This window comes from Nonomuraea sediminis (assembly GCF_018531495.1).
Taxonomy (GTDB): Bacteria; Actinomycetota; Actinomycetes; order Streptosporangiales; family Streptosporangiaceae; genus Nonomuraea; species Nonomuraea sediminis.
The window spans coordinates 203,220-224,402 of the sequence record NZ_JAHDTI010000004.1 but is presented as its reverse complement, the minus strand read 5'-3'; the positions used below and the strand labels follow the sequence as shown (position 1 = coordinate 224,402).

Here is a 21,183-nt window from a genome sequence, read left to right as displayed (position 1 = left end):
CGAAGGAGCTCTTCATGGAGCCGATCCGTGACGCCGTGGTCTCACTGTTCCGCGTAGTGGTAGGCCTGCTGTTCGCCTGTCATGGCGCAGCCACCCTGTTCGGTGTGCCGGGCGGCCCACGCGGCGGCGGCGCGCCGCCCCCGATCGGCGCGTGGCCCTACTGGTGGGCCGCCGTGATCGAGCTGGTCGCCGGCGGCCTGGTCATGCTCGGCCTGGCCACCCGCGCCGCCGCCCTGCTCTGCTCGGGCACGATGGCCTTCGCCTACTTCACCGTCCACCAGCCCAAGGGCCTCTTCCCGCTGATCAACGGCGGCGAGCCCGCGGCCCTGTTCTGCTGGTCGTTCCTGCTGCTCGTGCTGATCGGCAGCGGCCCCTGGTCCTTCGACACGCTGGTGTCCAGGGTCAGAAAGAAACGCTGACAGGGCGTCAACCCGGCATTTACCGTTAGGAAACTTTCCTTTAGATTCGGGGTATCCCCCCATGTAAAGGAGCCAGCCTCCATGAGAAGAATCCTCACCTTACTCAGCGCCGCGGTGATCACACTCGCGGCCACCATCGTCGCCTCCGGCCCCGCCATGGCGCACGGCTACGTCAACTCCCCACCCAGCCGCCAGGCGTTCTGTGCGCAGGGCAAGGTGCCCGACTGCGGCGAGATCATCTACGAGCCGCAGAGCGTGGAGGGCCCCAAGGGCCTGCGCAGCTGCGACGGCGGCAACTCCCGCTTCGCCCAGCTCAGCGACGAGAGCAAGCCGTGGCCGGTCACATCCGTCGGCACGACGGTGAACTTCACCTGGACCTTCACCGCCCGGCACGCCACGCTCAACTACGAGTACTACATCGGCAACACCCGGGTGGCCGTCGTCAACGGCAACGGCCAGCAACCACCCGCCACGGTGACGCACACGGTGAACCTGTCCGGGTACTCGGGCCGCCAGAAGGTGCTGGCCATCTGGAACATCTCCGACACGGCCAACGCCTTCTACTCCTGCATCGACCTGCAGATCGGCGGCGGTGGCGGCACCCCGACGCCGACGCCCACGCCGACCCCGACGCCCACCCCGACTCCGACGCCGACCCCCACGCCCACGGTCCCGGCGGGCACCTGGGTGGCCAACCACGCCTACGCGATCGGTGACCAGGTGACGTACGCGGGCGCCGGCTACCGCTGCATCCAGGCGCACACCTCGCTCCCCGGCTGGGAACCCCCGAACACCCCGGCCCTCTGGCAGCACCTCTGATCGAAAGGCCGAAAGATCGAAAAGCAGAAAGACTTGGGGGGCGCCACCGGGGGCGCCCCCCAACCTACGGGGAACAGGTCGGATGGCAGAGGCGGCGGGCCAGGGCGCTGAGGAAGACGTCGATGATCTCGTCCGGTTTCTGCGCCACGTGCAGCGACCCGTTGGTCACCTCGGTGATGCGCTGCAGGCCGGCCGTGTCCGCCCCTGTCCCGAAGGCGATGATGACGATCTGCACCGGCCGCGACGGATTCCACTCCCGGCGCAGCTTGTCGAGGAGCTGGGGCAGCTTGACGCCGTGGCCGTCGTCCTTGCCCGCCGTGATGACGAGCAGGGTGTTGTTCATCTCCTCGCGGTAGGAGCTGGTGACCGAGCGGAACCCGCTGAGGACCGTGTCGTACAGGGAGCTGTCCAGCTCCCCGTGCGCGGTGATGGTGCTGGTCAGCTCGTCGAGGCGGCCCCGCCGTACCACCTGCCCCGATTCCGGCTTGTTGATCGGTCCGAGCCCGACCCGCTGGCGGTACGGCTTGAGCCGGTCGATGCCCTGGGCGAACTCCCACAGGCCCATGTGCGTGGATTCGGGGAAGAGCTGCAGGCCGATCTTGGCCGCGGCCAGCGCGACGCCGAGCCGGGTGGTGTCCTTGAGCGGCTCGGCCATGTGCTTGGAGGTGTCGGCCAGCACCAGGATGTTGGTCGGCGGCGCCAGGCGGCTCCAGGCCTGCAGGGCGTCGTCGATGTCCTGGGGCGAGACGGACGGCCGGGTCTTGGGCTGGTCGGTGGGGATCTGCGGTCCAGGAGAGACCGGGCCGAGGGTGCCGTCGCCGGACCTGAAGCCCGCCCGCCGTACCAGTTGCTGCGCCTCGGGGCCGCGCAGCCAGTCGGCGAAGGCCGTCGAGGCCTCGGCCACCGTCGGGTCGGTGGCGGTCACCACGTAGGGGTAGTCGAGGTTGATCGTGCCCTCGCGCGGGTGCAGCGCCACGACCGGGTCGGCGGAGGGCTGCTGGTTGTGGTTCCAGACGGACTGCTCGGGCACGATGACGACCGGCCGCTTCCAGAACGTGTGGTCGTCCACGGCGGCCAGCATGGTCCGGTAGTCGGGCGCGGATCCCGCCTGCGCCCACCGGACGAACGCGGTGAGCGCCTTGTCGGCGGCCGGTCCGCTGCCCACCACGTCACGGGCGGCGGCCACCGTGGCGATGCCCGCCCCGGCCAGTGACGGGTCGGGCACGCGCACCACGTCGGGCTCGTCGGCGTTGGGCCGCAGCCGCCCGCGCACGGTCGGTGGGAAGACCATGCGCCAGTTCATCTCGGTCCTGCCCACCGCGAAGCGCTGCGCGAGCGAGGACCGGGTGGCGAACACCAGCGGCGAGGTGGCCACCACGCTCTCGCCTGCGGGCAGCGCGGCGGCGCCCTGCTTGCGGGCCAGCCGGATCCAGGCCGAGGAGTCGGCGATCCAGCCGTCGGGCCGCTCGCGCAGCACGCCCGCCTTGTCGCCGATGAGCGTGCGCAGCACGGTGGCCGGCGGCTGCTCGGTCACCTGGACCAGCACGCACCGGCCGCCGACGGTGGTCTTGGTGTCGTTGAAGCGACCCGCCGCTTCCATGGCCACCGGCGCTACGTCGACCGCGGCCGCCACGCTGACCAGAACAGGCTCTCGTGTCGAGCACAGCGCGCCGCCACCGCCGAGTAACACGACGAGCGTGCCCGCCACCACGGCGAGCACCGCGACACCGGCAAGTATGCCGCGCAGCAGGGCCTTTCTCCTGCGTTGCTCGGGACTCGGGCTGGCGCGGTGCTGTCCAAACGACACGGCGTCGATTCTGCCAACCGGCCCCATGGGGGGCGCAAGGGCCGGTAGAACTTGTTATCACTACACCAGCGGGAGAACCCTCCTGACGCTCTGGCACACGCCGTCGCTCGCGGCCGAGGCGGCCAGCCGTTCCGCGCTCGGCCGGCCGTACTCCGTGGTGCGCTGCCTGACGGGGCGGCCGGTGACCATCGCGCGCAGCTCGCTGATCGTCTTGTGCGATCCGTTCTCGGAGCCGGCCATCCGGCTGATCGTCTCCTCCATGAGCGTGCCGCCGAGGTCGTTGACGCCGCCGTCGAGCACCTGACGGCACAGGTCGTCGCGCAGCTTCACCCACGAGCACTGGATGTTGTCGATGGCGCCGTGCAGCAGGATCCTGGCCAGCGCGTGCACGGCCCGGTTCTCGCGCGCGGTCGGGCCGGGCCTGGCGACGCCGGCCAGGTAGATGGGCGCGCTGTTGTGCACGAAAGGCAGCAGGACGAACTCGGAGAAGCCGCCCGTCTCCTCCTGCATCCGCCTGATCAGCTTGATGTGCCGCACCCAGTGCAGGTGGTTGTCGACGTGGCCGTACATCATCGTGGACGTGGTCGGGATGCCCACCCGGTGCGCCGTACTGATGACCTCGATCCAGTCGTTGGCGGGCAGCTTGCCCTTGGTCAGCACCCAGCGCACGTCGTCGTCGAGGATCTCCGCCGCGGTGCCCGGCAGCGAGTCCACGCCCGCCTCCTTGGCCGCCACCAGCCAGTCCTCGATCGACAGATTCGTACGGCCGGCCCCGTTGACCACCTCCATCGGCGAGAAGGCGTGCACGTGCATGTCGGGAGTCCGCTCCTTGACCGCCCGCGCCAGGTCGAAGTAGGCCGTGCCCGGCAGGTCGGGGTGGATGCCGCCCTGCATGCACACCTCGGTGGCGCCCGCGTCCCAGGCCTCCTGCGCCCGGTCGGCCACCTGGTCCAGGCTCAGCGTGTAGGCGTCGGCGTCGGTCCGCCGCTGGGCGAAGGCGCAGAAGCGGCACCCGGTGTAGCAGACGTTGGTGAAGTTGATGTTCCTGTTGACCACGTAGGTGACGTCGTCGCCGACGGCCTCACGACGCAGGTGGTCGGCCAGGCGGGCGAGCTCCTCCAGCGCCTCCCCCTCCGCGCTCAGCAGCGCCACGGCCTCGTCGTCCGTGAGTCCCGCGGGGTTCGCCTCGGCCTTCTTGAGTGCCTGCCGTACGTCGCCGGAAACCGGGGCGGAGCCGGAGGGCAGGCGGTCGCGCAGGGCGTCCCAGTCGCCGTAGACGTGGTCGAAGTCGTCGCGGCGGTCCTGGGTGCGCCCGGTGGTGTCCACGGTGACGTGCAGGTCGACCCGGCCGGACGGGGTGAAACCGCCGTCGGGCTCCTGCCACGGGCGGCCCTCGAGCACGGCGTCCTCGCGGGCCAGCCCCGTCTCCGGGTCGGCGAGCGCGTCCACGTGGGCCATCACCCGCGGGTCGAGCCAGGGCTCGCCGGCCCGCACGTACTCCGGATAGATCGTCAGCCGCTCCTTGAGCTCGAACCCGGCGGCGGCCGTGCGGGCGGCCAGCGCGTCGATCTGCGGCCAGGGCCGCTCGGGGTTGACGTGGTCGGGGGTCAGCGGCGAGACTCCGCCCCAGTCGTCGATCCCGGCCCTGATCATCAGCTCGTACTCGGAGTCGATCAGGTTGGGCGGCGCCTGAAGGCGCACCCGGGGGCCCAGGACCAGCCGCGCCACCGCGATGGTCGCCGCCAGCTCCTGCAGGTCGGCGTCGGGCAGGCCGCGCATGGCCGTGTCGGGCTTGGCGCGGAAGTTCTGGATGATGACCTCCTGGATGCCGCCGTACTCGCGGGCCACCCGCCGGATCGCGAACAGCGACTCGGCCCGGTCCTCCAGGGTCTCGCCGATGCCGATCAGGATCCCGGTGGTGAAGGGCACGTTGACCCGCCCGGCGTCCTCCAGGACGCGCAGCCGTACCGCGGGGTCCTTGTCGGGCGAGCCGTAGTGCGGCGCGCCCTTCTCCTCGAACAGCCGCCGCGAGGTGGTCTCCAGCATCATGCCCATCGACGGCGCCACCGGCTTGAGCCGCTGCAGGTCCCGCCAGCTCATCACACCGGGGTTGAGGTGCGGCAGCAGCCCGGTCTCCTCCAGAACCCTGATCGCCATCGCGCGCACGTAGGAGAGCGTGTCGTCGTAGCCGTGCGCGTCGAGCCACTCGCGGGCCTGGTGCCAGCGGTCCTCAGGCCGGTCGCCGAGCGTGAACAGCGCCTCCTTGCACCCGAGCGCCGCGCCCTGCCGGGCGATCTCCAGCACCTCGTCGGGGCTCAGGAACGGCGACTCCAGCTTGTGCGGCGCGGTGGCGAACGTGCAGTAACCACAGCGATCACGGCACAGGCGGGTCAGCGGGATGAACACCTTCCTGCTGTAGGTGATGACGCCGGGCCGGCCCGCGGCCTCGAGACCGGCGTCCCGCACCCGGGCGGCGTGGGAGAGCAACGTGTCGAGGTGTTCGCCGCGTGCTTCCAGCAGCACGCCAACCTCGGTGAGGTCAAGGGACTTGCCGTCGCGAGCGCGAGCCAGGGCCCGCCTGAGTGCGGTGGTCATACCCAGACACTACGGAAGCTAGAAAGACCGGTAGTCGCGGACCCCCATCCGTGGCCCGCGCTTGGGCGGGCGCAGCCCGGTGAGCCCGATCAGGATCGTGGCCCGGTGCCGGTGACCTCGGTAGGGCTCCAGGAGCCGGAGCATGCCGGGATCGTCTGTCTTCTCCCCCGTCAGCGCGTAGCCCACGTGCTTGGCCAGGTGGTAGTCGCCCACGCTGAGCGCGTCGGGGTCGCCGAAGGCCCGCTGCCTGACCTCGGCCGAGGTCCACACGCCGATGCCGGGCAGCATGCGCAGCAGCCTGTCGGCCTCCTCGCTGGTGGCGGCGGCCTCCAGCTTGTCGGCGTGCCAGGCGGCGGTCGCGATCGTCCTGGCCCTTACGGCTTCCGCCCCCGACTTGTGCCAGTGCCAGGCGGGGATCTCCCGCCACACCCCGGGTTCAGGAATCACGCGCATACCCTCGGGCGCGGGGCCGGGGGCGGGCTCGCCGTACCTTCGCAGCAGCCAGCCCCAGGCGCGCCAGGCTTCCTGGCCGACGACCTTCTGCTCGAGTACGGCGGGCACCAGCGCCTCCATGACGCGCCCCGTCCGCCCGATGCGGAGGCCGGTGTGGCGCCTGGCCACGTCCTCCAGCACCTCATGTTTCACGCTGAAGCCCGAAATATCGTCATCTGCGCCCAGCAGCGCTGGCAGGGTCTCCAGCAGCCAGTCGGCGCCCGGCCCCCAGGCCTGCCCGATGACGTGGCCGGACCTGACCGACACGCGCAGCGTGCCGGGGCCGTCAGGCGTGCGCGACGTGCGCCAGACGGCGCCGTCGTGCGCGGTACGGAACGTGGGGTCGTGGCCGCCGTGCCCGTGCGGGCCCAGCACGAGCCCGATCTCCAGGGGCCACGCGGGCGCCCACTCCCGTTCCTTCACCTGTCCAGTGTGCCCCGTGACCGGGCTCAGACGTCGCTGGAGTAGCGGACCGCGCAGTCGGGCAGCTCCACGCCCGGCCAGATGCGGACCCCCGCCCTGAGCTCGTTGCCGTGGCCCACGACCGCGCCGTCGCCGATCACGGCGTCGTGCACGACCGCGCCCGCGCAGACGCGCGCGCCCCTGCCGATCACCGAGTCGGTCACGGTCGCGCCCGTGTGGACCACGCAGTCGTCGCCGAGCACGCTGCCGTCGACGGTCGCGCCCGCCTCGACCACGGCCCTGGCCCCGACGGTCGATCCGGCGCGCACCTTGGCCTCGGGCGACACGACCGCCCCCGGCAGCGCCAGGTACTCGCCCGTCGGACCCGGCAGCGCGGGCGAGGCCAGCCGCCCCAGCACCAGGTCGGCCGAGCCCTTCACGAACGCCGCGGGCGTGCCGACGTCGAGCCAGTAGGTCCGGTCGGCGTACCCCAGCACCAGGTCGCCCGACTCGATCAGCCCGGGGAACGTCTCCCGCTCGACGGAGACCACCTCCCCCGCCGGGATCGAGTCGATCACCGAACGGGTGAAGACGTAGCACCCGGCGTTGATCCGGTTCGTCACCGGATTCGGCGTCTTCTCCAGGAAGGCCGTGACGCGCCCGTCGCCGTCGGTCGGCACGCAGCCGAACCGGGTCGGATCGTCGACCTCGGTCAAATGGAGCGTTACAGCGGCCTGGCGAGCCAGGTGGGTGCGCACCTGATCGCCGATGTCGTGGCCCGACAGGATGTCGCCGTTGAGTATCAGCACCGGCGCGTCGGGCCCGGAGGTCAGCGCCTGGGCCGCGTTGCGGATCGCGCCGCCGGTGCCCAGCGGCGTCTCCTCGGTCATGTACTCCAGGGAGAGCCCGAAGTCGGAGCCGTCACCGAACACCGGCTCGAACATCGCTGCCTTGTAGGAGGTGGCGAAGACGATCCTGCGGACCCCGAAGGCGTGGGCCCGCGCCAGCTGGTGGGCCAGGAAGGGCACACCGGCGGTCGGCAGCAGGGGCTTCGGCGTGCCGAGCGTCAGCGGACGCAGGCGGGTGCCCTGCCCTCCGACCAGCAGGATCGCCTCGAGATCTGGCAAGGAGCTCTCCATCACTGTGTGAGGTTATCCAACTATTCGACTGCACGTTGATAGGCGCTCAGATGTGCCTCGGCGGAGGCGTCCCAGGTGAATTCCCGAGCCCTGGCCAGCCCTGCGCTCCGCAGCGCGGCCCGCCGGTCGGCGTAGGCGAGCAGCGCGGCCAACGCCTCGGCGATGCTATCGGCATCCGGCTCGGTGTAGGCGACCGCGTCGCCGCCCACCTCGGGCAGCGACGTGCGGTGCGTGGTCAGCACCGGCGCCCCGCAGGCCATCGCCTCGAGCACCGGAAGCCCGAACCCCTCGCCCAGCGAGGGGAAGGCCACCACCAGCGCCCCGCCCAGGAACCCCGGCAGGTCGGGGATGCGCAGGTAGCCGGGCCGCACGACCTTGATCGTGGCCTCGACCTCGCGGCAGGCGGCGTCCACGTCGTCCTCGTGCACCCCGCCGCCGATCACCAGCGCGGGCGGGTCGTCGACGCTCTTGACCGCGGCGGCGAACCCGCGGATGAGATTCGGCACATTCTTGCGCGGGTCGAGCGCCCCCAGGAAGGCCACGTACGGCCGGCCGTGCAACCCCAGCCGGTCGGTGGCCCGCCTGACCTCCTCCTCGCTCGGCGGGTGGAACATCGCCTGGTCGACGCCGTGGTAGGCGACGTCGATGCGGGTGGGATCGGCGGCGAGCACGCGGACGAGCTCTTCCCTGGTGGCCTTGGAGGGCACGATGACCCGGTTGGCGTGCCGTACCGCGGTCCTGGTCGCCGAGCGGAAGAAGGAGGCCTTGACCGCGCTGTGCTGGTCGGGCTCGGTGAACCAGGTGACGTCGTGCACGGTGACCACGGTGGGCACGCCGGACCGCAGCGGGATCGAGTAGTACGGCGCGTGGATCACGTCGGCGGAGTTCTGCCTGGCAAGCAGCGGGACGCCGGTCTGCTCCCAGGCCAGGCGGGCGGCGCGGTTGGTGATGGAGACAGGTCCAGGCACGATCGTGGCGGAAGGAGCGAGCCGGCCGTACTTCTCGGCGTCCGCGCGCTGGCAGACGACCACGAGATCGGCACCGGCCCGGTCGAGGGCGGCGATCAGCCCGTCAACATATCTGATCAACGCACCGCGGTCTGCGGGGACCGCCGCGGCGTCGACGAGCACTCGAGGCATTACGAAGATCTTCTCCCCTCAAGATCAACGTGGGACTCGGGTCGTCCCCCTCCTGGTTCACCCTATGCCCAGCCTCCCCCAAATCGTGGGCCAAATCACACCGACTCGCGCCTGGCTGCGATTCCCGCCAAACCCGCGCAGATCAGATCGCCGATCACGATCACGATGCGCGAGGTGAGCGCCACGGCGATCGCCGAGCCCCGGTCGAGGACGGGCGCCAGCACGGCCACCATGGCCAACTCCCGCACCCCGGCGCCCGCGGGGACCACGAACGTCATGATGCCCAGGCACCACGACAGCGCGAACGCCCCGATCGCGAACACCATCCCGCCCTGCGGGGCGATGAAGTACAGGTGCACGCCGTAGCAGGTCCACCCGGCCAGCGCCCAGCCGAGCGCGCCGAGCATGCCGCGCCGGGTGAGCGGCCGCTCGAGCGGCTCCCGCTTCAGCCTCCTGAGCCCGAACCCGATCACCGCGTTGATCACCTTGGGTTCGAGCAGCACGAACAGGACCGGGATGAACAGCAGCAGCCAGCCGTACCTGTCCCAGCCCAGCGTGACCAGGGACACCAGCAGCCCGGTCGCCAGCTGGATGGGCATCATCAGGAAGAACGCGGCCGCGCTTCGCGAGCGCGGCACGCCCAGGTCGCGGCCCATCTCCATCTGGGCCAGCATCGGCCAGACCGTGCCGGGGATGTACTTGCCGAGCTGGCCGACGAAGAACACCTTCGCCCCGGCCTTGAGCGGCAGCGGCGAGCCGAGGTCGGACAGCAGGGTGCGCCACGTCATCATGGCGCCGAGCAGGGCGGCCACCACCGCGACGAGCGACCCGGCGACCGCGCCCCACGACAGCCGGGCGAACCCGGCGACGACGTCGTCCCACTGCCTGGCCACGGCCCACGTGCCGAACCCCAGGGCCACCGCCAGGAACCCCAGGCGGACGACCTTCTTCAGCCTCGAGCGCCTCGCGGGGACGCTCACGTCGTTCGGCCTGCCCGCCGTACTCACAGCGGCAGGACCCGCTCGGGCGGCTGCGGCAGCGCGGGACCGCGCGGGCGGCGGGGCTTCTTGGTGGCGACCCACAGGTAGGTCGGCACGAGCGGGAGGAGCAGCCTGAGCACCGCGCGCGGCGTACGAGCGAGTACGGCCTGCGCCACCCGACCGAGCGCGCCGGGGAACAGCTCGGACCCGGCGAAGCGGCGGGGCGTGGCCAGCACGGGGAAGGTGTAGTCCCAGACGTGGAAGGCGCGCAGCATCCTGCGCAGCCCGCGCCGCGTGCGGAACCGCTCGTAGTAGTGGTCGGCCCGGCCGGAGGCGCGCACGTAGCGGTCGGCCAGCCGGGGCGGCAGGTAGGACAGGAACGGCAGCTTGTAGTGCGGCTCCATGATGCCGAGCCGGTTGCCCAGCCCCAGGTAGAGCACGCCGTCGTCGGACAGCACCCGGTGCATCTCGGCCACGACCCCGTCGGGGTCGACCACGTGCTCGTAGATGTGGTTGAAGACCAGCACGTCGATCGAGCCGTCGGGGAAGGGCAGCGCGGTGCCGTCGCCGCAGACGAAGCCGACCCGCTCGCCGAAGCGGTCGGCGGCCTTGCGCAGGCCGGGCACGTCGATGTCGATGCCGAGGGTGTGCAGGGCGCCCGCGCCGGCCAGCTCGTCGGCGATGAACCCGGCCGAGCAGCCGACGTCGCCCACGGTCTGCCCGCTCAGGGGCCCGTGGAAGTGCTCGATCACGGCGATGATCTTCGCCGCCTTGCGCCTGCGCTTGTCCTCGTCGAGCATCGCCGACTGGAACTCGGAGTACTCCAGCTGCGCGACTCGTTGCTCACCCACGCCGCCCAACAGTACCCGGGCGCGTCGTTAATCCGTCATCGAACGAGCTTTGGTACGGTGGCCCGCCCGGTGAAACGGCAACGAATGGGGTCAATGTGGCGTTGTTCGACAAAATTCGGGGCGAGTTCATCGACATCGTCGAATGGCTCGACGACAGCCGCGACACGATCGTCTGGCGCTTCCCCAGGTACGACAACGAGATCAAGATGGGCGCCCGGCTCGTCGTGCGCGAGTCGCAGGCCGCGGTCTTCGTCAACGAGGGGCAGATCGCCGACGCCTTCCCACCGGGCACCTACACGCTGGAGACGCAGAACCTGCCGATCCTGTCGACGCTGAAGGGCTGGAAGTACGGCTTCCACTCGCCGTTCAAGGCCGAGGTCTACTTCGTCGGCACGCGGCAGTTCACCGACTTCAAGTGGGGCACGCAGAACCCGGTCATGGTGCGCGATCCCGAGTTCGGCCCGGTGCGGCTGCGGGCGTTCGGCGCGTACTCGGTCCAGGTGATCGACGCCCGGCTGCTGATCCAGGAGCTGGCCGGGACCGACCCGCAGTTCAGGACCGAGGAGGTCGAGGGCTACCTGCGGCAGATGATCGTCGGACGGCTGGCGGGCGCGCTCGGCACGGCCAACGTGCCGGTGCTCGACATGGCGGCCAACCAGCACGCGATGGGGCAGCAGCTGGCCGAGGTGCTCAGCGCCGACCTGGCCAAGGTGGGGCTGACGGTCCCGAACTTCTCCTTCGAGAACATCTCGCTGCCGCCCGAGGTCGAGCAGGCGCTGGACAAGCGGACCTCGATGGGGATCGTGGGCGACCTCAACGCCTACACCAGGTTCCAGGCGGCCAACGCGCTGGAGAACGCCGGCGGCGCCGGCGAGGGCATGGGCCTGGGGATGGGCATCGCGGCCGGCCAGCAGATGGCGGCAGCCCTGTCCCAGCCGACGGGTCAGGCGCCTCCTCCTCTTCCTCCGCAGGAGCAGTGGTTCCTCGGCGTCGGCGGCGAGCGACGCGGGCCGTTCGACAGGCAGGGACTGTCCGCGGCCGGATTGACCCCCGACGCGCTGGTGTGGAAGGCGGGCATGGCGCAGTGGACGCCCGCCCGTGACGTGCCGGAGCTCGCGGCCCTGCTGAACAGCACCCCTCCCCCGCTGCCTCCCGCCTAGGCAGGACGACGTGACCTCCCCCACCCAGATCACCCACCCCTGCGCGGGCTGCGGGGCGAACGTGGAGTTCGCCCCGGGCACCACCGTGCTGCGCTGCCCGTACTGCGGCAGCGAGCAGCGCATCGCCGCCCCCGCCCGCCAGGTCATGGAGCACTCCTACGACGCCTTCCTGGCCAAGCCCAGGGTCGCCGCCGTGGCGCCGCACCAGTTCGCCTGCCCGGGCTGCGGGGCGCGCACCGAGAGCGACGCGCTGTCCAAGAGCTGCCAGTTCTGCGGCACCGGCCTGGTCGCCGACACGGGCAGCGACCCGCAGGTCGCCCCCGAGGCGGTCGTCCCCTTCGCCGTCGACCGCACGAAATCCCGCGAAGAGCTGAAAAAGTGGGTGAAATCCCGCTGGTTCGCCCCGAACCGCCTGAAGAAGGTGTCGGAGGCGGAATCCATGAAGAGCACCTACCTCCCGCACTGGACCTTCGACGCCGACACGGTCTCCGACTACACCGGCATGCGCGGCGAGCACTACTACGTGACCGAGACCTACACCGAGAACGGCGAGACCAAGACCCGCCAGGTGCGCAAGACCCGCTGGTACTCCGCCAGTGGCACGGTCGCGCGCGACTTCGACGACCTCCTGATCACCGCCACCGGCCACGTCCCCAGGAAGCGCCTGGTGGCCCTGGAGCCCTGGCCGCTGCACCAGGCGGTCGCCTTCGAGCCGAGCTACGTCGCCGGGCACCACAGCCTGCGCTACGACACCGAGCCCGAGGCAGGCCTGGAGGAGGCCAAGGGCCAGATGGCCGAGGTCATCGAGCAGGACTGCAGGCACGACATCGGCGGCGACGAGCAGCGCGTGAACAGCGTCGACACCACCTACTCCGACGTCACGTTCAAGCTCGTGCTGCTGCCGGTCTGGATCGGCTGCTACCTGTTCGGCGGCAGGACCTACCAGGTGCTCATCAACGGCGTCACCGGCGAGGTGCAGGGTGACCGCCCCTACAGCGCCGTGAAGATCACGATCGCCGTGCTGGCGGCGCTCGCGGTCATCGCCGCCGTCGTATGGATTTACCTCGCCAACAAGTGAGACGCTTGGCCAATGTTCCGCCGCCTGGTGCGCATCCTCCTCGCCCTGGTCGCCCTCGCCTTCCTCGGGTACGGCCTGGCCAGGAACTGGACCGACACCACCGCGGCGCTGGCCGAGCTCTCACCGTGGGCGCTGGCGGGCGCCTTCGCCGCGGTGCTCGCCGGGCAGTACTGCATGCTGGTGGCCTGGCGGCAGGTGCTGGCCGGGCTCGGCTCGCCGCTGCCGCTGCGGACCGCCGGGCGGATCATGTTCGTGGGCCAGCTGGGCAAGTACATCCCCGGCTCGGTCTGGGCCTACGCCGCGATGATGGATCTCGGGCGCGACCAGGGCAGCCCGCCGCGCCGTACCTTCGCCTGCATCTCGCTCGCGCTGGTGATCAACCTCGGGGTGGCGATCTCGATCGCGGCCGCGACGCTGGCCACCCAGCAGGCGGTACGGCAGGCCTGGTACCTGCTGCTGCTCGTGCCGGTGATCATCGTGTGCCTGCATCCCCGGGTGCTGACCTGGGGACTGAACCTGGCGCTGCGGATCGCCAGGCGCGAACCGCTGGACAGCGTCCTGCCCGGTAGGACCGTGCTGGTGGCCGTCGCCTGGACCGCGCTCGGCTGGTTCGTGTACGGCGTGCACGCCATGCTGCTGGCGGGGCGGTTCGACCTCTACCTGATCTGCACCGGGGCGTACGCGTTCGCCTGGGCGTCCGGGCTGCTGACGTTCGTCGTGCCCGCCGGGGTCGGGGTGCGCGAGGGCGCGATGTGGCTGGTGCTCAAGCCGCTGATCGGCGACGGGCCCGCGCTGGTGGTGGCCGTGGTGTCGCGGGTCCTGTTCACGCTGGGCGACGCGGCGCTGGCCGGGATCGCTTTCCTGCTTCAGCCCCTGAGAAGGGTCTCCACGTACGCCGACCAGAACGGCTCAGGGTCGACCGACTTGACGCCCGACCGCAACCGCTCCGGCTCGCCCGGCTCGTAGAAGCGCTCGATCGCGGTCCGCAACGCCTCGACGCTGCCGGGCTCCACGAGGATCCCGTCCACCCCGTCGGTCACGTGGTCGCCCAGCGCGCCCACCCGGGTGGCGATGACCGGTCTGCCGTGCTCGAACGCCAGCCACACGTTCTGGCTGGCGGTGGCGCTGCGGTAGGGCAGCACCAGCGCGTCGCTCTGTTCGAACAGCCCCGGCACGGCCTCGGCGGCGACGTAGCCGGGCCTCAGGTCCACCTCGGCGCCCACCTCCTGGACGAGGGCCCTGGTCTCCTCGATGCCGCCCCAGAACTCGCCCGCCACGGTCAGCCCGACGTCCTCGGGCAGCGCCCTGATCAGCAGGTCCAGCCCCTTGTAGGGCCGGACGATCCCGAAGAACAGCAGCTTCCTGTGGACCTGCGCGCCGTTCTGCCCGGCCCGCCCGGCCGGCAGGTGCGGTGCCATCGCGGCCACCGTGACCGGCCGGTCCGTCAGCGTCCTGGCCAGCTCGGCCTGCTGCTCGGAGTGGGCGAGCACGCCGTCGACCCGCTTCAGCAGGGCCTTCATCAGCGGTCTGTCGTACGGCTTGCGCTCATGCGGGAGCACGTTGTGGCACAGGGCGACGACCCGGGTCCTGCCGGCCATGCCGTACAGGATGCCGAGATAGGCGGGGACCTGGACCGGGCTCAGGACGGCCAGGATCACCAGGTCGGCACCGCGGAGCCGGCGCCCGCAGGCGACCCAGCCGTCCGGTCGGCGCCAGTCGAGCCTTCTGTGCGTCCGGGGGAACGGCTCGCCCTCGGGGGCGTCGATCGTCTGCTGGCCCGGATAGAGGAATCCCGGGTACTGGGCCTTCCACGACTCGATGACGACGTCGTGGCCCTGAGCCGACAGGCGGTGGGCGAGCTCCGTGGTGTGCTGCGCGCCGCCGCCTTTATACGGAAATGTCGGGCCGACGATCGCGATTCTCATTCGCCGCGGGACCTCACGATCAGGTCGGCGAGCAACGCCACTGACCCGATCAGCAGCCCCGACAGGAAGATCATGATGGTGTTGGTCGGGAAGTAGAAGGGGTGCACGAACATGTCGTAGATCCCCTTGACCAGCGCGATCGCCACCAGCCACAGCGCCGGCGGCATGAGCACCTTGAGCGGGTTGAAGTACATGATCATCCGCAGCACCTGCAGGATGTAGCGGTAGGCGTCGGACACGAAGCTGAACTTCGACTTGCCCGCCCGCTTGGCGTAGTCGATCGGCAGGTAGTAGACGTCGTGCTGGTTCGACAGGAACGACAGCGTGATCGTCGTGACGCAGGAGAACCCGGGCGGCAGCAGCCGCAGGTACGGCCTGGCCACCGACTTGCGGAAGGCCCGCAGCCCCGAGTTGAGGTCGGGGATCTTCTGACCGGCGAGCTTCTCCGCCACCTTCCTGATGACCCACTTGGCCGGGACCCGCAGGATCTTGTGCGAGCCCTCCTCGGTCGTCCTGGCGCCCACGACCTGGTCGACCGTCCGGTCCTTCTCCAGGATCTGGACCAGCTCGGGGATGCGCTCGTTCGGGTAGGTCATGTCGGCGTCGGTCCAGACGACGATCTCGCCCCTGGCCTCCTGGGTGCCGATCCTGCGCACGGTGCCCGAGCCGCCGTTGCGGTGGAAGGCCCTGATCCTCAGGTGCGGGAAGCGCGGCGCGGCCTCCTCAAGGCGGGCCAGCGTCTGGTCGGTCGAGCAGTCGTCCACAGCGACCAGCTCGTAGGTGTAGCCGCTGGAGTCCATCGCCTTGGTGATGCGCTCGACCTCGTCGATGACGTGGTCCTGCTCGTTGTAGCAGGGCAGGACGATCGTGACGTAGGGCGCTTCTTCATCCACGGTGGGTCCACTCTGGGGGGTCTCAAGCGTGCTCACGTGCGTCGAGAGTACTCGGCCGACCTGAACGCCAGGTCCACACCACCTCAACGGCGGCTGGACGACCAGCACGTCGTCACGCGTTGTAATGATCCGTCACGTAGTCTACCCCGGGCATCTCCCCCACCAACCGCTCCACCCGCTACGCCGCCCCCGGCGGGTGTGCGACAGGCGTGGTCAAGGCAGGGCCATCCACACGTTGACGCGCAGTGACCAGGTGCCGTTGGGCGGGTCGAGGAGTGAGCGCTCGTCCTGGCGGGTGACCAGGGCCATCACCTGGCGTGGTGGGCCGTAGAGGCTGACCTGGTCGGATTGGGCGGCCAGGATGACAGGGACGCGGCCCGCGGCGCGGATGCGGGAGATCAGGCGGCGGACCTCGGGCAACGGGGCGACCTCATCGGAGATGATGCCGGCCCGGGCCGTGGGGCGGTCGCACATGCCGCGGACGAGCTGGGTGAAACGGTCGCCGGTGACCCGCTCGACGATGAGGACCGAGGCGTTGGCCGGGATCTGGGCGCACATGGCCTCGACCGCCGCCCGCTCGCCCCGCTCGATCGGGATGAAGGCCGTGCCGATCGACGTCACCGTGGGCGGCACCAGCACGAGCAGCGTGCCGAGCACCGCGACCACGGTCTGGGTGCGCCTGCCGTACCCGAGCCTGCGGGTCTTGTCGCGCGTCCAGCCCAGCCCCCACACGGCCAGCGCGATCAGCCCGGGGACGACGACGGGCACCAGGCGGCGGGAGGCCCACGGCTGGTCGGGCGTGATCTCGGGGCGCAGCAGCGTGGTGACCGTGGTCCAGCCGATGACCGCCAGCGGCAGCAGCCACTCGAAGGAGGCGCCGCCGCGCAGCAGCCTGCGCACGAGCACGGCCGCGGCGAGCGTGGCGAGCACGACGACGGGCACGCCGACGTACCAGATCACCCAGTGGAGGGAGTATTCCGAGTACAGCCGGGTGCCGTCGATCGGCAGGCGCAGGATCCGCTGGGTGTCCGCGATGAAGCTGAAGGTGCGCTGGTCGTCGGGGTTGGTGGGCACCCGCCGCACGGTCTGCACCCACGGGCGTACGGCGAGCCCGGCCATCACCAGGACCACCAGCGCCGCCCCGATCTCCGGCAGCCGCCTGGGGAGGCGGACCCGGGCGGCCAGCCAGGGGGCGGCAGCCGTACCCAGGGCCGTGAGGACCAGGACGGCGGCGCAGATGAGCAGCAGCGGGTTGACCGAGCGCGACAGGTAGGCCAGGTACGGCCGGGCGAGCAGGTAGGCCGCCAGCAGCCCGAGCCCCACCCCCACGGCGACCCCGGCCAGCAGCGCGGGCCCGACGCGGCCCTCGGGACGGCCGAACCGGCGCAGCGCGATCAGCAGCCCGGCGTAGGCCAGGACCGGCAGCACGTCGCGCAGCCCGTCGACGCGCACCAGCACGGCCAGCCCGAACACCAGCCCCGCCAGCCCGGCCGCGGGCCAGACGCGCACGCGCTCGGTCTGGAGCGTGTCGTGGAGCAGCGCCATGCCGCCGAAGAGCAGGATCAGCGACGGGATCTCGCTGAACGTGGTGCGCGAGGTGTACAGGATCGGCATGGCGACGGCGAAGGCGAAGGCCGCCAGTGGCGCCCACCGCCCGCCGGCCAGCCGCCCGACCGCCCCGCCGACGGTCAGCACGGCCAGGGCGCCGAGCACGGCCGGCGTCAGCAGCATCCCGCCGAGCCAGCCGCCCACCGCGAACAGCATCGGCGGGCCCGGCATGAACTGCGGCACCACCGACCCGTCGACGTCGAAGAAGCCCACGCTGCGGAACACCAGCGACGGGTCGGCGCCGCCGAAGGCCCAGGCCTGCGACGGGATCGGCAGCGAGCCGTGGCCGCCGATCCACGTGGCGTACTGCGCGTACGTGGCCGGGTCGCGGCGGACGATCAGCTGCTCGCCGTGCATGACCGCGTTGAAGACGCCCGAGCCGAGCGCGATGGCCAGCACCCCGCAGGTGTGGCGCGCGGTGGCGCCCACCGTCTCGGGCAGCCGCAGCGCGACCCGGCACAGCAACACGGCGATCACGGCCCCGAGCAGCAGCACGGGCAGCGGCCTGAACCACCCCGCGAGCAGCAGCGGAAGCCCGGCGAGCAGGAAGGCCGCCACCAGGAGAGCAGGCAGCAGGGAGGCCACGGCGAGCACCCGGCCCGCCGACGGCCTGCGTTCGGGGGAAGGCAGGGCAAGTCGCATCGGTGATCGGGAGCGTATCCAACACCGGCGACAAGGGCGGGTAGCGTTACGCGACGTGCGGGCGAAATGGTTTGCCGCCGTCCTCGCCGCGGGGGTGGTGCTACGGGTGATCACGATGCTGGGCTACCGCCCCGCGCTGTGGTTCCCCGACACCTACACCTACACCGTCACCGTCTTCCGCCCGCGCCCCGACCTGGTCCGCCCGGCGGGCTACTCGATGTTCATGAAGCTGTTCGAGCCCTTCCACAGCTTCGCGGTCGTGACCGGCGTGCAGCACGCGATGGGGCTGGCGGTCGGCGTGCTGGTCTACGTCGCCGCCAGGCGCGCGGCGGCGCCCGAGTGGGCGGCCGTGCTCGCGACCGTTCCCGTGCTGCTCGACGCCTACCAGATCGAGCTGGAGCATCTGCTGGTCTCGGACACGCTGTTCATGTTCCTGATCGCCGCCGCCGTGGTGCTCGCGCTGGGCCGGGCGCCGACCTGGCGTACGGCCGTGGCCATCGGGCTGCTGCTCGCGGCCGCCTCGCTGACCAGGACGATCGGCCAGCCGCTCATCGTGATCTTCGTGGTCTGGTTCCTGCTGCGCGGCCGGTTCAGGATCACCGGCGTGCTGCTCGTGGCCGCCGTGGCGCCGATCGTGGCCTACGGCGGCTGGTTCTACGCCACCTATCAGCGGGTCGGCGTCGTCGGCGCGAACGGCGTCTTCCTCTACGCCCGCACGATGTCCTTCGCCGACTGCGCCAAGATGGATCCCCCGCCCGACCTGCGCGTCCTGTGCGATCCGCGGCCGCCGTCCCGGCGACCGCCCTCGCAGGAGTACATCTGGGGCGCCGACTCGCCGCTGGTGCGCATCCCCGGCGACAGCTTCATCAAGCCGACCGACGACCTGGCGGGACGCTTCGCCACCCTGGCCATCACGAAGCAGCCGCTGGACTACGCCGGGTCCGTGCTGACCGAGCTGGGCCGCGGCTTCACCTGGGGCCGCCCGGTCTACCCCGACCAGGAGATCTACGGCTACTACGAGTTCCCGGCCGCGACCCCGCCCCCGCCGGGCCGCCACGCCGCCGACCTCGGCGTCACCATGGCCACCCGCTACGAGCAGGGCCCCATCGGCACCCAGGTCGTCGAGCCCTACGCCGGTTGGATGCGCGCCTACCAGGACGTGGCCCGCCTGCCCGGCACCGTGCTGCTCGCCGTCCTGCTCGTCCCGCCGGCCATGTCGCTCTGGCGCAGGTACGGCAGGCGGACGCGCAACGGCTGGACGCCGGAGTGGCTCGTGCCGTGGACCGTGGGCATCGGCCTGCTGGTGGTGCCGCCCGCCGTCGCGGAGTTCGACTACCGCTACGTCCTGCCCGCCGTACCGCTCGCCTGTCTCGCGGCGGCTTTGGCGGTTCGTCCGACCTGCGCCGATGTTAAAGACTTTGGCACGGATATTCCACGAATTGTCCAACTCTGAGTATGCTCTTTGGCGGTTGCATCACGCCCGGGTCACGCTCGATTACCACGATCATGGCCTCGGGTACGCCGTACGTGACCTAGTCTCGTGGCGCAGAACGACCTAGCCGGCGTGCGAGGGGGGCGTATGAGCGATTACCGGGGGACATCCATCGATGATCGCCGCGCCGCGCCCACACAGCCCGGCTCCCGGATGTCGCGCAGGGCGGGCGCCACCCCGCCGCCGCCCCCGCCTCCCCCGGAGGACCTCCCGCCGCGCGGTCACCGCAGCGGCGGCGGCGCCGGCGGCGGCAAGATGCGTCTGCTGGCCTGGATCAGCATCGCGATGACCTCGATCATGGTCGCCGGCTCGCTGACCGCCTACGTCGTCTACCGCGACGCGGTCGGCAACATCATCAAGAAGGACTTCAAGCAGGACATCGTCGGCCCGCGCCCGGCCGAGACCGGCGCGCTCAACGTGCTGCTGGTCGGCTCCGACACCCGCGCGGGCAAGGGCAACGCCAGGTACGGCCAGAAGCTGGCCCGCGAAGCCGACGGCGGCGGCAAGCGCACCGACACGATCATCCTGCTGCACATCTCCCCCAACCGCGACAAGGCCCGCCTGATCAGCTTCCCGCGCGACTCGATGGTGCAGATCCCCGCATGCAAGAACGAGAGCACCAAGCAGGTCATGCCGGCCAGGCGCGACATGATCAACTCGGCCTACAACTCGGGCGGCATCGCCTGCACGATCGCCACGCTCGAGTCGCTGACCGGCATCCGTATCGACCACTTCGCCGAGGTCGACTTCAGCGGTTTCAAGAGCATCGTCGACGCGCTGGGCGGCATCGAGATCTGCCTGAAGTCCGGAGTCAACGACCGGAACTCGCACCTGGTGCTCCCGGCGGGCAAGAGCCTGCTCGACGGCGAGAAGGCGCTCGGGTTCGTGCGCCTGCGCCACTACGGCGACGGCAGCGACATCCAGCGCATCAAGCGCCAGCAGCTCTTCCTCAGCAAGGTGGTGGCCAAGGCAATGAGCAGCGACCTGCTGACCGACGTGCCCAGGCTGCGGAACTTCATCGCCGCCGCGGGCAAGTCGGTGACCATGGACCCCGACCTGGCCAACGACACCGAGCAACTGATCGAGATCGCCCAGAGCGTCAAGAAGATGACCACCGGTGGCATCAACTTCACCACGGTCCCGTGGGGGCCCGACCCGGAGGACAAGAACCGGGTCGTGTGGACCCAGGACGCCAACGTGCTGTTCAACGCGATCAAATCCGACGTGGACGTCACGCTGCCGACCGCCAAGCCGAGCACGGGCACCACCACCGCCCCCAAGGCCGACATCAAGCCCGAGCAGGTGCGGGTCCAGGTGCTCAACGGCACCACCACCTTCGGCAAGGCCAAAGAGGTGGCCGACCAGCTCAGCAAGGAGGGCTTCCAGGTCGTCGGCGTCGGCAACTATCAGGCCCCCGACGGCAAGAGCCAGCCCACCACCGAGTTGCGCTACGCCAAGAAGGACGCCACCGGCGCCGACTACGCCGCCGTCCTGTCCGCCGCGATGGATCCCAAGCCCGGTCCCACCGCGGGCAAGGCCAAGGCGGTCAACCCGCAGCCCTACGTCCCCACGACCACGCCGACGACGACCCCGGTCAAGGGCGCGCCGACGATCCAGCTGATCGTGGGATCGGACTTCAAGGGCGTGAAGGTGACCAAGCTTCCTGACAGCGTGAACAACCAGACCATCAGCGCCAACCAGGCCAAGAGCTCCTGCGCATGATCCTCCAAGTTCCCTGTGTA

The 21,183-nt window shown here is 70.8% G+C and carries 17 protein-coding genes; 7 read left to right on the top strand and 10 right to left on the bottom strand.

Going from position 1 to position 21,183, the window contains the following annotated elements; all coding sequences use genetic code 11:
- Positions 1–14 precede the first annotated feature (14 nt).
- Complete coding sequence (locus tag KIK09_RS20890) at positions 15–419, top strand: DoxX family protein (RefSeq protein WP_214320953.1); 405 nt, start codon at positions 15–17, stop codon at positions 417–419.
- A gap of 81 nt (positions 420–500) precedes the next feature.
- Positions 501–1,238: a lytic polysaccharide monooxygenase gene (locus KIK09_RS20885; protein ID WP_214320952.1), complete on the top strand. Its 738-nt coding sequence runs from the start codon at positions 501–503 to the stop codon at positions 1,236–1,238.
- Between the two features lie 64 nt (positions 1,239–1,302).
- On the opposite strand, the gene KIK09_RS20880 is transcribed toward KIK09_RS20885, so the two are convergent.
- The 7 genes from KIK09_RS20880 to KIK09_RS20850 form a co-directional block, all read right to left on the bottom strand.
- Positions 1,303–3,045: a substrate-binding and VWA domain-containing protein gene (locus KIK09_RS20880; RefSeq protein WP_308164214.1), complete on the bottom strand. Its 1,743-nt coding sequence runs from the start codon at positions 3,043–3,045 to the stop codon at positions 1,303–1,305.
- A 60-nt stretch (positions 3,046–3,105) separates the two neighbouring features.
- The gene (locus KIK09_RS20875) at positions 3,106–5,640 is read right to left on the bottom strand and encodes a bifunctional FO biosynthesis protein CofGH (RefSeq protein ID WP_214320950.1); all 2,535 of its coding nucleotides are present in this window, start codon (positions 5,638–5,640) and stop codon (positions 3,106–3,108) included.
- An 18-nt stretch (positions 5,641–5,658) separates the two neighbouring features.
- Positions 5,659–6,555, bottom strand: a complete 897-nt coding sequence (locus KIK09_RS20870; RefSeq protein ID WP_214320949.1) for a DNA-3-methyladenine glycosylase family protein — start codon at positions 6,553–6,555, stop codon at positions 5,659–5,661.
- Between the two features lie 26 nt (positions 6,556–6,581).
- Complete coding sequence (gene manB / locus KIK09_RS20865) at positions 6,582–7,661, bottom strand: mannose-1-phosphate guanylyltransferase (protein WP_250573530.1); 1,080 nt, start codon at positions 7,659–7,661, stop codon at positions 6,582–6,584.
- Between the two features lie 32 nt (positions 7,662–7,693).
- Positions 7,694–8,812, bottom strand: a complete 1,119-nt coding sequence (locus KIK09_RS20860) for a glycosyltransferase family 4 protein (protein WP_250573529.1) — start codon at positions 8,810–8,812, stop codon at positions 7,694–7,696.
- 95 nt (positions 8,813–8,907) lie between these two features.
- The gene (locus KIK09_RS20855; RefSeq protein ID WP_308164213.1) at positions 8,908–9,792 is read right to left on the bottom strand and encodes a lysylphosphatidylglycerol synthase domain-containing protein; all 885 of its coding nucleotides are present in this window, start codon (positions 9,790–9,792) and stop codon (positions 8,908–8,910) included.
- Between the two features lie 23 nt (positions 9,793–9,815).
- Positions 9,816–10,643, bottom strand: coding sequence for a class I SAM-dependent methyltransferase (locus KIK09_RS20850; protein WP_214320947.1), 828 nt, complete (start codon positions 10,641–10,643; stop codon positions 9,816–9,818).
- A gap of 95 nt (positions 10,644–10,738) precedes the next feature.
- Between KIK09_RS20850 and KIK09_RS20845 the strand changes: the two genes are divergently transcribed.
- From KIK09_RS20845 to KIK09_RS20835, 3 genes are read left to right on the top strand one after another with little or no spacing between them, the layout of a single operon-like run.
- The gene (locus tag KIK09_RS20845; protein WP_214320946.1) at positions 10,739–11,803 is read left to right on the top strand and encodes an SPFH domain-containing protein; all 1,065 of its coding nucleotides are present in this window, start codon (positions 10,739–10,741) and stop codon (positions 11,801–11,803) included.
- 10 nt (positions 11,804–11,813) lie between these two features.
- Positions 11,814–12,881: a TFIIB-type zinc ribbon-containing protein gene (locus KIK09_RS20840; protein ID WP_214320945.1), complete on the top strand. Its 1,068-nt coding sequence runs from the start codon at positions 11,814–11,816 to the stop codon at positions 12,879–12,881.
- A gap of 12 nt (positions 12,882–12,893) precedes the next feature.
- Positions 12,894–13,847: a lysylphosphatidylglycerol synthase transmembrane domain-containing protein gene (locus KIK09_RS20835; RefSeq protein WP_214320944.1), complete on the top strand. Its 954-nt coding sequence runs from the start codon at positions 12,894–12,896 to the stop codon at positions 13,845–13,847.
- Here the strand turns inward: KIK09_RS20835 and KIK09_RS20830 are convergent.
- From KIK09_RS20830 to KIK09_RS20820, 3 genes are all read right to left on the bottom strand, one after another.
- A complete protein-coding gene (locus tag KIK09_RS20830; RefSeq protein WP_214320943.1) occupies positions 13,748–14,806 on the bottom strand; it encodes a glycosyltransferase family 4 protein in 1,059 nt (352 codons plus the stop codon). The genes KIK09_RS20835 and KIK09_RS20830 overlap by 100 nt on opposite strands.
- Positions 14,803–15,699: a glycosyltransferase family 2 protein gene (locus KIK09_RS20825; RefSeq protein WP_308164212.1), complete on the bottom strand. Its 897-nt coding sequence runs from the start codon at positions 15,697–15,699 to the stop codon at positions 14,803–14,805. Before KIK09_RS20825 ends, KIK09_RS20830 begins: the two co-directional genes overlap by 4 nt.
- A 213-nt stretch (positions 15,700–15,912) precedes the next feature.
- Entirely contained in the window at positions 15,913–17,949 is a 2,037-nt protein-coding gene (locus KIK09_RS20820) for a hypothetical protein (RefSeq protein WP_214320941.1), read from the bottom strand.
- A 55-nt stretch (positions 17,950–18,004) separates the two neighbouring features.
- On the opposite strand from KIK09_RS20820, the gene KIK09_RS20815 reads away from it, so the two are divergent.
- Together KIK09_RS20815 and KIK09_RS20810 are read left to right on the top strand one after the other, a co-directional pair.
- Positions 18,005–19,402, top strand: a complete 1,398-nt coding sequence (locus KIK09_RS20815) for a hypothetical protein (RefSeq protein WP_214320940.1) — start codon at positions 18,005–18,007, stop codon at positions 19,400–19,402.
- 126 nt (positions 19,403–19,528) lie between these two features.
- Positions 19,529–21,163: an LCP family protein gene (locus KIK09_RS20810; RefSeq protein ID WP_214320939.1), complete on the top strand. Its 1,635-nt coding sequence runs from the start codon at positions 19,529–19,531 to the stop codon at positions 21,161–21,163.
- Positions 21,164–21,183 lie beyond the last annotated feature (20 nt).

Bases quoted from the DNA above. Each gene is read 5' to 3' on its own strand.
- KIK09_RS20835 (WP_214320944.1), top strand. From the start codon at position 12,894: ATGTTCCGCCGCCTGGTGCGCATCCTCCTCGCCCTGGTCGCCCTCGCC.
- KIK09_RS20860 (WP_250573529.1), bottom strand. From the start codon at position 8,812: ATGCCTCGAGTGCTCGTCGACGCCGCGGCGGTCCCCGCAGACCGCGGT.
- KIK09_RS20885 (WP_214320952.1), top strand. From the start codon at position 501: ATGAGAAGAATCCTCACCTTACTCAGCGCCGCGGTGATCACACTCGCG.
- KIK09_RS20890 (WP_214320953.1), top strand. From the start codon at position 15: ATGGAGCCGATCCGTGACGCCGTGGTCTCACTGTTCCGCGTAGTGGTA.
- KIK09_RS20830 (WP_214320943.1), bottom strand. From the start codon at position 14,806: ATGAGAATCGCGATCGTCGGCCCGACATTTCCGTATAAAGGCGGCGGC.
- KIK09_RS20820 (WP_214320941.1), bottom strand. From the start codon at position 17,949: ATGCGACTTGCCCTGCCTTCCCCCGAACGCAGGCCGTCGGCGGGCCGG.
- KIK09_RS20810 (WP_214320939.1), top strand. From the start codon at position 19,529: ATGAGCGATTACCGGGGGACATCCATCGATGATCGCCGCGCCGCGCCC.
- KIK09_RS20875 (WP_214320950.1), bottom strand. From the start codon at position 5,640: ATGACCACCGCACTCAGGCGGGCCCTGGCTCGCGCTCGCGACGGCAAG.